At 69.0% G+C, this 12,546-nt stretch carries 12 protein-coding genes and 2 tRNA genes; 2 read left to right on the top strand and 12 right to left on the bottom strand.

The genetic code is table 11. The features are described from left to right. Positions 1 to 10 precede the first annotated feature (10 nt). Positions 11 to 1,399, top strand: coding sequence for a pyridoxal-dependent decarboxylase, exosortase A system-associated (locus JMO03_RS03495; protein WP_337926350.1), 1,389 nt, complete (start codon positions 11 to 13; stop codon positions 1,397 to 1,399). A 15-nt stretch (positions 1,400 to 1,414) separates the two neighbouring features. Here JMO03_RS03495 and JMO03_RS03490 read toward each other — a convergent pair whose 3' ends face one another. After that, positions 1,415 to 2,527 (bottom strand): glycosyltransferase family 4 protein, encoded by a 1,113-nt coding sequence (locus JMO03_RS03490; protein ID WP_202840249.1) that lies wholly within the window; start codon positions 2,525 to 2,527, stop codon positions 1,415 to 1,417. 516 nt (positions 2,528 to 3,043) lie between these two features. Between JMO03_RS03490 and JMO03_RS03485 the strand changes: the two genes are divergently transcribed. Beyond that, the gene (locus JMO03_RS03485) at positions 3,044 to 3,754 is read left to right on the top strand and encodes a class I SAM-dependent methyltransferase (RefSeq protein WP_202840247.1); all 711 of its coding nucleotides are present in this window, start codon (positions 3,044 to 3,046) and stop codon (positions 3,752 to 3,754) included. A 48-nt stretch (positions 3,755 to 3,802) separates the two neighbouring features. On the opposite strand, the gene JMO03_RS03480 is transcribed toward JMO03_RS03485, so the two are convergent. The 11 genes from JMO03_RS03480 to recA form a co-directional block, all read right to left on the bottom strand. Next, positions 3,803 to 5,464 (bottom strand): NosD domain-containing protein, encoded by a 1,662-nt coding sequence (locus tag JMO03_RS03480; RefSeq protein WP_202840245.1) that lies wholly within the window; start codon positions 5,462 to 5,464, stop codon positions 3,803 to 3,805. 393 nt (positions 5,465 to 5,857) lie between these two features. Beyond that, positions 5,858 to 5,934: transfer RNA gene (locus tag JMO03_RS03475), tRNA-Arg, on the bottom strand. A gap of 78 nt (positions 5,935 to 6,012) precedes the next feature. After that, a tRNA-Ser gene (locus tag JMO03_RS03470) sits at positions 6,013 to 6,105 on the bottom strand. Between the two features lie 79 nt (positions 6,106 to 6,184). Beyond that, the gene (gene csrA / locus JMO03_RS03465) at positions 6,185 to 6,391 is read right to left on the bottom strand and encodes a carbon storage regulator CsrA (protein ID WP_149104278.1); all 207 of its coding nucleotides are present in this window, start codon (positions 6,389 to 6,391) and stop codon (positions 6,185 to 6,187) included. A 152-nt stretch (positions 6,392 to 6,543) separates the two neighbouring features. After that, a complete protein-coding gene (gene alaS / locus JMO03_RS03460; RefSeq protein WP_202840243.1) occupies positions 6,544 to 9,198 on the bottom strand; it encodes an alanine--tRNA ligase in 2,655 nt (884 codons plus the stop codon). 272 nt (positions 9,199 to 9,470) lie between these two features. Continuing rightward, entirely contained in the window at positions 9,471 to 9,959 is a 489-nt protein-coding gene (gene recX, locus JMO03_RS03455; protein ID WP_202840241.1) for a recombination regulator RecX, read from the bottom strand. Then, positions 9,956 to 10,258 (bottom strand): putative quinol monooxygenase, encoded by a 303-nt coding sequence (locus tag JMO03_RS03450; RefSeq protein WP_202840239.1) that lies wholly within the window; start codon positions 10,256 to 10,258, stop codon positions 9,956 to 9,958. Before JMO03_RS03450 ends, recX begins: the two co-directional genes overlap by 4 nt. 76 nt (positions 10,259 to 10,334) lie before the next feature. Further along, a complete protein-coding gene (locus tag JMO03_RS03445; protein WP_202840237.1) occupies positions 10,335 to 10,721 on the bottom strand; it encodes a TfoX/Sxy family protein in 387 nt (128 codons plus the stop codon). 97 nt (positions 10,722 to 10,818) lie between these two features. Beyond that, on the bottom strand, positions 10,819 to 10,935 hold the full coding sequence (locus JMO03_RS21340) for a DUF3224 domain-containing protein (RefSeq protein WP_337926349.1): 117 nt from the start codon (positions 10,933 to 10,935) through the stop codon (positions 10,819 to 10,821). Continuing rightward, entirely contained in the window at positions 10,889 to 11,395 is a 507-nt protein-coding gene (locus JMO03_RS21455) for a DUF3224 domain-containing protein (RefSeq protein ID WP_337926348.1), read from the bottom strand. Before JMO03_RS21455 ends, JMO03_RS21340 begins: the two co-directional genes overlap by 47 nt. 8 nt (positions 11,396 to 11,403) lie before the next feature. Beyond that, on the bottom strand, positions 11,404 to 12,441 hold the full coding sequence (gene recA, locus JMO03_RS03435; protein ID WP_202840600.1) for a recombinase RecA: 1,038 nt from the start codon (positions 12,439 to 12,441) through the stop codon (positions 11,404 to 11,406). Positions 12,442 to 12,546 lie beyond the last annotated feature (105 nt).

The raw sequence follows: 12,546 nt of genomic DNA, 5'->3' as shown, positions 1-12,546 counted from the left end.
CAGCGGGGCAATGCGTCACATCCCGCGGTCAGGAACCGGACAGGTGGCGCGAGCCCGGTGGGCGCTGGCCACTCCGGATCCGGCGTATCCTATTGCAAATCAAGGGTTTGTTGAAGACATGTCTGAGACCGCTCCAATTGCGACGAATACCGCTCCCGTCGCGTCGTCCGCCGCGAAAGGTGATGCAGGTCCGGACGCGCGCTGGCCCCGCGGGCCGGACGGCGAGTGGCTCGTGGCGGGCCGACCGCTGTCGCGCGTGGTCGACGAACTCGGCGCGACGCCCTGCTACCTCTACGATCGCGCCCGCCTGGCCGAACGTGCACGCCGGTTGCGAAGCGCGTTTCCGCCCGGCGTGCTGCTGCACTACGCGATCAAGGCGAACCCGATGCCGGCGCTGGTGGGATTCATGGCGGGGCATGTCGACGGTTTCGACGTCGCCTCCGCCGGGGAACTGCGCATCGCGCTGGACGCGGGCATGGACCGCGAGCACGTGAGCTTCGCCGGACCGGGCAAGCAGGAAGCGGAACTGCAGCGGGCGCAGGCGGCCGGGATCGTGGTGAACCTCGAATCGTTCCGCGAGATCGACATCCTCGCCCGCGCCTCGGAGCGCAACGGCACGCCGGCGCGGGTCGCGGTGCGCGTCAACCTGCCGTTCGAACTCAAGTCCTCAGGCATGAAGATGAGCGGCGGCGCCCGGCAGTTCGGCGTCGACGACGACCAGGTCCCGGCGCTGCTGCAACGGATCGCCGCAGCCGGGCTCGCGTTCGAGGGATTCCACTGCTTCGCCGGATCGCAGAACCTGCGCGCGGACGCGATCGTCGAAGCGCAGCAGCGCAGCTACGCGCTGGTCCGCGAATGGCTGGACCAGTTCCCCGCTCCGCTGCGCTGGCTCAACCTCGGCGGCGGCTTCGGCATCCCCTACAGCGCCCGCGACCAGTCGCTCGACACCGGCCCGGTGATCGAATCGCTGCATGCCCTCGCCGCGCGCGCCGCCGTCGATTTCGGACCGCAGGCGCGCCTGGTGGTCGAACTGGGCCGCTATCTCGTCGGCGAAGCGGGCATCTACGTCTGCCGTGTCGTCGATCGCAAGCGCTCGCGCGGCAAGGTGTTCCTCGTCACCGACGGCGGCATGCACCAGCACCTCGCCGCATCCGGCAACTTCGGGCAGGTGATGCGCCGCAACTATCCGATCGCGATCAACGGCGGTGGCGGCGAGCGCGAGAAGGCCACCGTCGTCGGCCCGCTGTGCACGCCGCTGGACCTGCTGGGCGACGACGTCGAGCTCGACCGCGCCGCGCCGGGCGACCTGGTGGTGGTGTTCCAGTCCGGCGCCTACGGACGCTCGGCCAGTCCGCGCCAGTTTCTAGGGCATCCGGACGTGGTCGAAGCGCTGGTCTGACGCCCGTCCCCGGCCTCAGCGCAGCAGGCGACGGTAGATCTGCAGGAATTCGCCTGCGTAGCGCTGGCGGCTGAACTGGTGGCGCGCGTGTTCGACCGCCTGCCGCGCCAGTTCGGCCCGGTATGCGGTGCTGGCGATCACCTGCTGCAGCGCATCCGCCAGCGAGTCCACCTCCGGCACCGGCGCGAGGCGTCCGGTGCGCCGGTCGAGCACCACCTCGGGGATACCGCCGACCCGCGCCGCCACCACCGGCACGCCGCAGGCCTGCGCCTCGGCCAGCACCAACCCGAACGCTTCGTCGCGCGCGCCATGCAGCAACACGTCGAAGCCCGGGAACCAGTGCTCGGGGTCGGCCTGGAAGCCGCAGAAATGGACGCGGTGGGCGAGATCCGCGGCCACCATCGAGCGCAGCTTCGCTTCCTGCGACGCATCGCCCTGGCCGAGCACCAGCAGTCGCGCATCGCGCTCCGGTTCGCGACGCATGAATTCGTGGAACGCGCCGATCGCGAGATCGACGCCCTTCTCGGGGCCGAAATGGCCCACCGTTCCGACCACCAGCGTCGCGTCGGCGGCGCCGATGTGTCGCCGCGTGCGCGCGCGCGCCGCCGGATCAGGCCGGAAACGCTCGAGATCGATGCCCAGCGGGATGCACGACACCTTCGCCGGATCCACATAGTTGTTGTCGATGTAGTGCCGCAGCCGCTCCTGCGACGCGGTGACGACCGCACCCACCCGCAAACCCACCAGCGCGTTGCGTACACGGTCGCGCAGGCGCGCCGTTTCCAGGCCGCGCGTGCGATGGAAACTCATCAGCAGTGCCGGACCCTTGTCCGGCATCGCCAGCGCGGCCATCGCCTCGCTGGCGGCGTCGTGCGCGTGCACCACGTCGATGGCGTGCTCGCGGCAATAGTCGCGCAGGCGCCGCAAGGCCGCGCGGTCGAACAGGCCATGGCGGTCCAGGTTGAAGCTGCCGGCGAACAGCGCGCGTTCGCCTGCCTCGGAACCGAACGCATCCAGGCAACCCAGATGGCTGTCGACGCCCAGTTCGCGCAGACCCGCCGCCAGTGCGGCGATCGCCTCGCGGCGTCCGCCGTGGCTGTAGGAGAGGGTCAGGTGCAGCACTTTCATGGTCTGACCCGGTCCAGAGCGACGCGTGGCGCTCCACGGCGTCCCGGATTCGACGCGCGCAGGCTGGCGACGGAACAGCGGCCGCCAGCCGGTGCGGGTGGCGGCCGCCCGCCGATCGTCGGGCCACGGGACTCTGGCCCCGGCCTCGCGACCAACCGCATCGAACTCACGACCGGTCCGGCGCATCGACGATGGCCCCTGGCGAGACTGCGACCGGACCACGGCATCCTGCGACAACAACACTCATTCGTATCCAATCTGATGGGGTTTTCGCGCCGTCGACCCGCTGCCGGGTCCCATGCAAGCACGGCGAACAGTAGCTGATACGGTGGATGGACCCGGAATCGGCCACGTACCCGCAAGCCCGCCCCCTGTTCCGTCCCCACGCCCGCCCCACCCGCCCGGCACGTGGCCGAATCCTCGCGCTTAACCCGTATCAGCCCGGTAACTCCAGCCCTGCCCGGCTCCATCGCGACGTGGACCGGTGCGCCCGGCGACAACGAATCGAAGCGACCCATGGATGCAGTGATCGAACCCGTACGCGTGAGCACCGAAATACCGCGCCACTTCTATCGCGATGCACCGCAGGACGCCCACCAGCGCCGGCGCCACCAGGCGGTCCTCTCGCTGCTGCGCGAACTTCCGCCGGGGCGCGTTCTCGACTACGGCTTCGGCTGGGGCGACATCGCCTGGGCGGCGGCGAAGACCCACCCCGACCTGCACGCCGTGGACGTCGAGCAACGGCGGGTCGAATTCGCCCGCCAGCAGTACGCGCCGATCCCGTTCGACCGGTGCCGGCCGGATGGCGTCGATTTCGCCGACGCCAGTTTCGACATCGTGCTGTCGATCGTGGTCCTGCCGTTCGTTCCGGACGACGAGGCCTACGTGGCCGAGCTGCGGCGCGTGCTGCGACCCGGCGGCCATCTGATCATCGCCACCAAGACCTCGCAGTTCCTGCCGCGGGTGTGGATGCGGATGAGCGGCCAACGCGACCGCGACCGCAACCCCGCACCGGGCATCCGCCACCACGACGCGGCCGACGCCGCTTCGCTGCTCGAACGGCACGGCTTCTCGATCCTGCGTCGCAAGGCGTTCTACGATCCGCCGTTCGAGGCGCGTCGCAACCTCGCGGACATCGTCAACGGCGCATTCGAAGTGGCTGGCGAAGCGCTCGGCCTCGTGGACACGGCGCCCTATCCGCTGTTCCTGGCGCGACGCGAAGACTGAACGCTCGCGCGCGGACGTGGGCGACTGCCGGCCCTGTCCCGCCGGCCCTCAGCGCCGCGCGGCGTCGCGACCCGGCAGGTCGCCGAACCAACCGCTCAATCGCTGCCAGAGCATCACCACCGGCGGCGTGATCCGGACATCCGTGCGCCGGGCGTCCAGACGGGCGCTCGCAGGCGCGTGCGCGCCTGCAGGCCGGGCTTGCGTCGACTCGCCGACCGCGCTGGCGGCCTGCGTCCGGGACCCGTGGCCGACCGTCGCGCGCGGCGCGGACGCGCCCGCGGAGGCGGACGCTCCGGCTGGAGCCAGCGGCGCCGAGCCGTTGCGGCGCAGGCGTGCGCCACCGCCTCCCGCGCTTTCCAGCGCGCCGATGTCGATGCGTGCGCCAAGTACGCGCGCGACCTGCGCGCCCATCGCCAGCTTCGCGCGCAGCGGCGGATCGAATTGCGGCAACAGCAGCGGCGACGGGAACGGGAACGCGGAGGGCGACGGTGGCTGCGGGTTGCCGGCGGACACCAGCGGGCTGTTCGCCGTCGGTCGCAACTGGAACTGGCCGATGCCGGCGAACGCCGGATCGGCACCGCGCAGCGTGCCCGTCAACTCGGGCGGGACCAGGGTCGCGGAGCTCTGGATCCAGTTGTTGGAGCCGGCCACCTTGCGCCCGCTGGTCCAGGGCTCGCGACTGGTGGGCGCGCAATACGGAGTTTCCACTTCCGACGCCTCGTGCACCCGCAGGACGTTCGGCGCCGCGCCGGAACCGGTCTGGAAGATCACGTTGTTGTGCATCTCCAGCGACTCCTGGCCCAGTTGCACCAGGACCGCGTTGGCGATGCCGGGGCGGTTGAAGACGATGGTGTTGTTGACCATGCGCAGCCGCCCCTGGCTACGGCCGTTGAGGTCGCCGCCGGTGCGGATCGCGTTGCGCCAGGAAGACGTGTGCACGATCACGTTGCCGACCAGGTCGACGTCCTCGCGCCGCAGGTTCGGCGACCAGCCGGACTGCTGCGTCTCGCAGTCGGGGCCGATCAGCTCGAGCTCCTGGTAGGCCGAGTTCTCGAACCAGTTGTAGTAGATCAGCGCGCGCTCGTGGCGGTTCTTGAGCAGGCTGCCGCCGTTGCCGTCGTGCACGTAGTTGTAGCGCATCAGGAACACCGAGCCCGGATACGCCACCTGGTCGGACTGCATGTAGATCGGGTGGCGGTGCGTGCCCGATCCGGAATTGAACACTTCGCTGTATTCGAGCGTGAAGGATCCGGAATTGTTGTCAGCGCCGAGGATGCCGTGCGACGGACAGTCGCGGATGATGGTGTCGCGTACGGTGACGTCGTGGGCCTCGCTGAACAGGCACGACGAGGTTCCGCCGCGCACGTCGAAGCCTTCGAACACCACGTGGTTGGACTGCTGGAACTTGATGGTGTGCGCGCCGCCGCTCAGGACCGGCCGGGTCGCGCCGACCGAGCGGTTCCAGCGGAACGTCACCGGATTGCCGGCGGCGCCGCCGTCGCTGCTGCGCACGACGATGTTGCCGCTGTAGGTCGCGCCGCCGTCGACCAGGACGATGTCGCCGGGGCCGAGGTCGACGCTGTCGACCAGCGTCGACAGCTGGGTGTATTGGCGGCCCGAGGGGCCGACGGTATACGTCGCCGCGTAGGCGAACGAGGGCAGCGCCAGGCAGGCACAGGCCGCGGCGGCACGGAACAGGACACGAGACATTCGGTCACTCCGGTGGAAACGAGGATCCCCTGTCCTGCCGCCGGGTCCCTGGCATGCAAGTCGACATATTAGACACCCGACCGGGCCGCGAATCCGTCCGCGCCATGAACGCCCGCCGGTTCGCGCAGGCGGTCAAGTCCGGATCCGGACCCCTGTCGGCCCGCGGGCGTGACGGCGATCCGTGGCGGCGCGGCGTGCCCGGACCCCGACCCCGACCACGCCAGGATCCGACGCCCAGGCCGACCCCTGGTGGGCCGCGCGTCCGCGTCAGGGAACCGGGCGCGCGTGCGCGGGACGTGGTGCGCTGCTGGACGCGCCGACGGCCCCGCGTGGTGCCGACCAGGAAAAAAAAAAGGCCAATGGGCAAACCCATTGGCCTTTCGAAGAATCCGCTGGCGCGCCCGGAAGGATTCGAACCTCCGACCCCCAAGTTCGTAGCCTGGTGCTCTATCCAGCTGAGCTACGGGCGCAGTGCAGAAGCGGAATTGTGCCCAAACCGCGGGGTCGTCGTCAATGCGGCGTCGACGATTGGCGGTGCGGGCGACAACTGGCGGAGACTGAGGGATTCGAACCCTCGATGGAGCTTTTGACCCCATACTCCCTTAGCAGGGGAGCCCCTTCGGCCACTCGGGCAAGTCTCCGGGAAGATCGCGCCGGATGCGGAACGCACCATGCGCGACAGGCCGCGAAGGATACCGGAGTCGCGGCCGATGCGGCAAATCAGCCGCTTCCGGTTTCCGGCTCGCGCGCGGGCTCGACCTCGTCGCCGCGACGGATGCGCTGGTAGATCTCTTCGCGATGGACGGCTACGTCCTTGGGCGCGGTGATGCCGATGCGCACCTGGTTTCCCTTGACGCCGAGCACAGTCACGGTGACCGAATCGCCGATCATCAGGGTCTCGCCGACGCGGCGGGTCAGAATCAACATCTTGGGAATCTCCGTAGGCCGGTGGCCTGCTGTCGAAACGCCGTGGCGACCTCGGACCGGCCGCCTCGCCGTTTCAAACTGAACAAACGTGAAGAATGTCGGGGACGGGACGCGCGGTCAACCGACGTTGGTCATGGAGCAGCTATCCGGCGTCAGGCGGAACCCAGCTTCGCGGCGGCCCAGGACGGGACCTCCGCCAGTGCATCCTGCAGCCCGGGCCCGTCCGGGCCCCCACCCTGCGCCATATCGGGACGTCCACCACCCTTGCCTCCGATACGACCGGCGACGAAGGCGACGAGTTCCCCCGCCCCCACGCGCCCGGCAGCGGCCCCCGAGACACCGGCGACCAGCGCGGCCCTGCCGTCGCTGGCGCCCGCGAGCACGATCACCGCGTCACCGAGCTGTTGCCTGAGGCGATCCATCGCGTCGCGCAGCGCCTTGGCGTCCAGTCCCTCCACGCGCGCTGCCAGTACCTTCACGCCGTCGACCTCGACGGCCTGCTGCGCAAGGTCCGCGGTCGCCCCACTGGCGGCCATGGCCTTGTGTGTCTCGACTTCCCGCTCCAGCCGCCTTTGCCGCTCGAGCAACCCGCGCAGTTTATCAGTGACTTCCAGGGTCGTGCCGCCGAGCAGGCCCGCGACCTCGCGCAGGCGCCGTTCCTCGGCCAGGACATGGTCCAGCGCCGCCTGCCCGGTCAGGGCCTCGACCCGGCGGACACCAGCGGAGACGCCCCCCTCGGACACCAGCTTGAACAGCCCGATCTCGCCGGTGCCGCCCACATGGGTGCCGCCGCACAGCTCGACCGAGTCGCCCATCTTCACCACCCGCACGCGCTCGCCGTACTTCTCGCCGAACAGGGCGATCGCGCCCGCGTCCAGCGCTTCCTGCATGCCCATCTCGCGGATCGCCACCGGGTGGTTGGCGCGGACCTCGATGTTGACCCGGCGCTCGATCTCGGCCAGCGCTTCGCCGTCCACCGGCTGGAAGTGCGAGAAGTCGAAGCGCAGCCGGTCCGGCGCGACCAGCGAGCCCTTCTGCGCCACGTGGGTGCCGAGCAAGCCGCGCAGCGCGCCGTGCAGCAGGTGGGTGGCGCTGTGGTTGAGGACGATATTGCCGCGGCGCTCGCCGTCGACCGCGCCGGCCAGCGTATCGCCACGACGCAGGATGCCGGCTTCGAGCCTGCCTGAGTGGCCATGGAACTGGCCCGCGAGCTTCTGCGTATCGGAAACCGCGAAGCGCGTGTCCAGGCCCTCGAGCGCGCCGGTGTCGCCGACCTGGCCGCCAGACTCGCCATAGAACGGGGTACGGTCGAGGATGACGATGGCCTCGTCGCCCGCGTCGATGGCTTCGACCGGACGCCCGTCCTTGAGCAGCGCGAGCACCTTCAGGCCCTCGGCCTGCAGGGCGTCGTAGCCCAGGAAGCGCGTCGGCTGCAATTGCGCGACCAGGTCTGCCGGCAACTGCACGCCGCCACCGAAGCGGCCGGCGGCACGCGCGGTTTCGCGCTGCTTCTCCATCGCCGCGTCGAAACCGGCGGTGTCGACCGTCATGCCGCGTTCGCGCGCGATGTCCTGGGTGAGGTCGAGCGGAAAGCCGTAGGTGTCGTACAGGCGGAAGGCATCCGCGCCCGGGATCGACTTGCCGCCCGACCTCGCCGCGACGTCGTCGAAGATCTTCATGCCCGCATCGAGGGTTTCGGCGAAACGCTCTTCCTCGGCCAGCAGGGCCTTCTCCACGAGTTCGCGCTTCGCGCCCAGTTCCGGGTAGGCCTCGCCCATCAGCGTGTCGAGCGTGCCGACCAGCTTGTGGAAGAAGGGCTCGCGGGTTCCGAGCATCCAGCCGTGACGCAGTGCGCGGCGGATGATCCGGCGCAGCACGTAGCCGCGGCCTTCGTTGGACGGCAGCACGCCGTCGACGATCAGGAAGCTGCAGGCGCGGATGTGGTCGGCGATCACGCGCAGCGACTTGTTTTCGAGGTCCGCTGTACCGGTGAGTTCGGAGGCCTTGCGGATCAGCGCGTCGAACAGGTCGATCTCGTAATTGCTGTGGACGTGCTGCAGTACCGCGGCCAGGCGCTCCAGGCCCATGCCGGTGTCCACGCACGGCGCCGGCAGCGGTACCAGGGTGCCGTCGGGCTGCTTGTCGAACTGCATGAACACCAGGTTCCAGATCTCGATGTAGCGGTCGCCGTCTTCGTCCGGCGATCCCGGCGGGCCGCCGAAGTGTTCCGGGCCGTGGTCGTAGAAGATCTCGGTGCACGGGCCGCAGGGTCCGGTGTCGGCCATCTGCCAGAAGTTGTCGGAGGCGTAGGGCGCGCCCTTGTTGTCGCCGATGCGGACGATGCGTTCGGCGGGGATGCCGACCATCTCGTGCCACAGCGCATAGGCCTCATCGTCGGTGTGGTAGACCGTGACCAGCAGGCGGTCCCTGGGCAGGCCCCAGACTCCCGTCAGCAATTCCCAGGCCCAGGCGATCGCGTCCTTCTTGAAGTAATCGCCGAACGACCAGTTGCCCAGCATCTCGAAGAAGGTGTGGTGGCGCGCGGTGTAACCGACCGAATCGAGGTCGTTGTGCTTGCCGCCGGCGCGCAGGCAGCGCTGCACGTCCGCCGCACGCGGATTGGCGCGTTTCTCGGCGCCGAGGAACACGTCCTTGAACTGGACCATGCCCGAGTTCGTGAACAGCAGCGTCGGATCGTTCGCCGGGACGAGCGGGGCCGAGGGCACGATCTCGTGGCCCTTGCCGCGGAAGAACTCGAGGAAGTCGCTGCGGATCCGCGCGGTGGTGTAGGGGGTCGGCTTGGTCATCGATGGCCTGGCAACAAGCGGGCGGCCTGATCCCTCCCGCGCCACCCCAAGATGAGGCCCATGGCCAGAGCAGACAACCCAGCGAAAACGCCAGATTAGCAAACCGGCCGGTTCCAGTCGCCGGTTTTTCGCGCGCAGGACGCTACGGGGCGCGGGAGGCGCCCCAAGGCCATCTGCTGGCGCGATCCGCCGCCCCCCCTCCTACCCGTGTGCCGGCGCTGCGCCTCCGGCCAGGGGCGCCGGGCCACGACCGGACGCGCCGGCAAGCTTCCCTACTCGCCCGGGTCGTCCGGGTCGAAGCGGGTGGCGACCCGGATGCAGTCGCCATCGAAGCCGCGGCGCATCAGCAGCTCGGCGGCCTTGCGACGCTGCACCGGGTCGCGGGGGCCGGCATCGCCGAAGCGGCGGCGGACCAGATCGCGGGCAAGTTCGGTCCAGTCGGCTTCGAAAGCGCCCATCGCGGCAGCGATGGCGTCTCCATCGAGCCCGTGCGTGCCCAGTTCCGCGCGGACATGGCGCGGGCCGTATCCGCTCGCGGCGCGACCGCGGACCAGCGATTCGGCGAAGCGCGCATCGTCCTGCCAGCCCTCGCCCGCCAGTCGCTCCACGGCCGCCTCGACTTCACCCGGGTCCACCCCGCGCATCGTCAACTTGCGCGTCAGTTCCTTGCGCGAGTGCTCCCGGCGCGTCAGCAGGCCCAGCGCACGCTGGGTGGCGGTGGGCTGGGGACGCTTCCGCCGGGGGCGCACGTCGTCGCTCACGCACGCGCCTTCAAACCATGGCCTCCGACCGGCCGCGTCTCGATGTACTGGCCGAAGCCGGCGATCAGCGGCCTGGCGCGTTCGACGGCATCGCGAACCGCGGGGATCGACAGCGATGCCTTGTGGCTGTCCGCACTGTCCCAGGCTTCGCTGATCCAGACCCCGTCGGGATCCCGGGGGTCTTCCGCCACGACATAGCTCAGGCAACCCGGCATGCCACCGACGTTCTCCATCAGGATCGCCAACAGCGCTTCGCGCTGCCCCGCCACCGCCTTCATGTTGCCGATCAATCCGAACATGGATGCTCCGCTGGTGTTTGCAGAAATGGCCGGGAACGCGACCATGGACAGGATTGCACCGGCGGAAACGAGCAGGTCACGTCGCGTTGTCATCGGCTCCTCGCTTGCGCCCGCGGGTGCGTTGCACCGATTTCGAAGCCTTCCCCGGCGTCTTCGGCTTCGGCGCCGGCAATACCTCCGCCGTCGCCTGGAGTGCGCGCCGCAGCAGTTCCGTATCGTCCAGAAACTCGTCAAGCACGAAGTAGTCCTTCGCCTCGGGATACGGCTTGCCCAGCGTCACCGACGGCAACACGGCCCTGCCCTCCTGCGTCGGCTTCAGGAGCAAGCTGTTGTCGCACGCGAATGCCACCACCTTGCCATCCAGGTACAGCGCGTACTCGCCGAACATCCTCTTGTGCGACAGCCGGGGACCGAGCGCCGCCTGTTCGTGGACGTATTCGATGAAGTCGGTGTCGGTGGACATGTGAACAACTCCAGCGGGACCTTTTACCGGATGCCGCAAGAGGTCCGCAATGGCGGGCCGAGACCCGACACGGCGCGCGGACCGTTCCGGCTCTGGTTCAATCGGCGCCCGGCAACGAATAGGCGAACTCGTAGGCATGCCTGCCGCCCTCGAGGACGATCCGGAAGTCACCGGCGATGCCGGCCAACCCGCCCGTGCCGGAGTCCGGTGCCACGGACACCGATAGCGACGATTGCCCGCGCTCCATGACGCCCCGGTGGGTGCAATACGAACGATCCGTCGCGGCCATCCAGCGTTCCGGTGACCCGTTCGATCGCCACGTACACCGCCGATCCCTGTACATCCGACATCGCGGTCAGCATCTGCCCATGGGTGGTCGCCACCAGATCGCCTGTGATCCGTTTGTCGATCGACATCCGTCCTCGCTTGTCCGCCGACTCCACGCCTTCCAGTTCGAGCGGCTCCAGCGACACCGTGAACTCACCCCTGGCCGTCTTCGTCATCCGCCCCTCCTGCGCAATGGCGGCAGCGGGCGCCATGAGCGCCAGTCCGGCCAGCATGACCCGACGCAGCGGTTCCATGAGCCTCCCGATCGTCGTCGATCGCAGAAAACAACCCTCCCCGTCCCCGGAGAGGGTCGCCATGGAAAGGCCATCCCTGGCCGCGAAGATCATGGAGCGACTCAGTCGCCGGCGACCGCATCGCCGTCGCCATCGCGCTTGGCCTCGGCGGGCTTGAACGTCTCACGCAGCTGCGCTTCCAGCCGCTTCGCCACCTCCGGATTCTCCTTGAGGTAGTTGCGCGCGTTCTCCTTGCCCTGGCCGATGCGCTCGCTGCCGTAGCTGTACCAGGCGCCCGCCTTCTCGACGAGCTTGGCGTCGACGCCCATGTCGATCAACTCGCCCTCGCGGCTGATGCCTTCGCCGTACAGGATCTCGGTGATGACCTGCTTGAACGGGGGCGCCATCTTGTTCTTGACCACCTTGATCCGGGTCTGGTTGCCGATGATCTCGTCGCCCTTCTTGATCGCGCCGATGCGGCGGATGTCGAGGCGGATCGAGGCGTAGAACTTGAGCGCGTTGCCGCCGGTGGTGGTTTCCGGGCTCTGGCCGGGCATCATCACGCCGATCTTCATGCGCAGCTGGTTGATGAAGATCACCATGCAGTTGCTGCGCTTGATGTTGCCGGTCAGCTTGCGCAGCGCCTGGCTCATCAGGCGCGCCTGCAGGCCGGGGAGCTGGTCGCCCATCTCGCCCTCGATCTCGGCGCGGGGGGTGAGCGCGGCGACCGAGTCCACCACCACCATGTCCACCGCGTTCGAGCGCACCAGCATGTCGGCGATCTCCAGCGCCTGCTCGCCGGTATCGGGCTGCGAGACCAGCAGGTCGTCGATGTTGACGCCCAGCTTCTGCGCGTAGCCCGGGTCCAGCGCATGCTCGGCGTCGATGAAGGCCGCGGTGCCGCCGGCCTTCTGGCATTCGGCGATGGTCTGCAGGGTGAGCGTGGTCTTGCCGGACGATTCCGGACCGTAGATCTCGACCACCCGCCCCTTGGGCAGGCCGCCGATGCCCAGGGCGATGTCCAGCATCAGCGAACCGGTGCCGATCACTTCCGCCGCCTCGACGCTGCCGTCGCCCATGCGCATCACCGAACCCTTGCCGAACTGCTTCTCGATCTGGCTCAGGGCGGCGGAAAGGGCGCGCTTCTTGTTCTCGTCCATCGTGGTGGTCCTTGTCATGGTGAATTCGGGTTGGGTGCATCCTTGCAGGCGTCCATCGCACGGACTGCGACGAGGGCGCCGGGGCCAAGATTGCCGGAGCGACGG

It is taken from the genome of Luteimonas saliphila, from assembly GCF_016774335.1.
Classification (GTDB): domain Bacteria; phylum Pseudomonadota; class Gammaproteobacteria; order Xanthomonadales; family Xanthomonadaceae; genus Luteimonas; species Luteimonas saliphila.
The sequence above is the reverse complement of the archived record's forward strand: the minus strand, read 5'-3'. Positions and strand labels throughout refer to the sequence as shown.

What these genes read in the sequence shown, in the direction of transcription:
- JMO03_RS03495 (WP_337926350.1), top strand. Translation starts at nt 11, where the DNA reads ATGCGTCACATCCCGCGGTCAGGAACCGGACAGGTGGCGCGAGCCCGG.
- JMO03_RS03490 (WP_202840249.1), bottom strand. Translation starts at nt 2,527, where the DNA reads ATGAAAGTGCTGCACCTGACCCTCTCCTACAGCCACGGCGGACGCCGC.
- JMO03_RS03485 (WP_202840247.1), top strand. Translation starts at nt 3,044, where the DNA reads ATGGATGCAGTGATCGAACCCGTACGCGTGAGCACCGAAATACCGCGC.
- JMO03_RS03480 (WP_202840245.1), bottom strand. Translation starts at nt 5,464, where the DNA reads ATGTCTCGTGTCCTGTTCCGTGCCGCCGCGGCCTGTGCCTGCCTGGCG.
- csrA (WP_149104278.1), bottom strand. Translation starts at nt 6,391, where the DNA reads ATGTTGATTCTGACCCGCCGCGTCGGCGAGACCCTGATGATCGGCGAT.
- alaS (WP_202840243.1), bottom strand. Translation starts at nt 9,198, where the DNA reads ATGACCAAGCCGACCCCCTACACCACCGCGCGGATCCGCAGCGACTTC.
- JMO03_RS03450 (WP_202840239.1), bottom strand. Translation starts at nt 10,258, where the DNA reads ATGTTCGGATTGATCGGCAACATGAAGGCGGTGGCGGGGCAGCGCGAA.
- JMO03_RS03445 (WP_202840237.1), bottom strand. Translation starts at nt 10,721, where the DNA reads ATGTCCACCGACACCGACTTCATCGAATACGTCCACGAACAGGCGGCG.
- JMO03_RS21455 (WP_337926348.1), bottom strand. Translation starts at nt 11,395, where the DNA reads ATGATCTTCGCGGCCAGGGATGGCCTTTCCATGGCGACCCTCTCCGGG.
- recA (WP_202840600.1), bottom strand. Translation starts at nt 12,441, where the DNA reads ATGGACGAGAACAAGAAGCGCGCCCTTTCCGCCGCCCTGAGCCAGATC.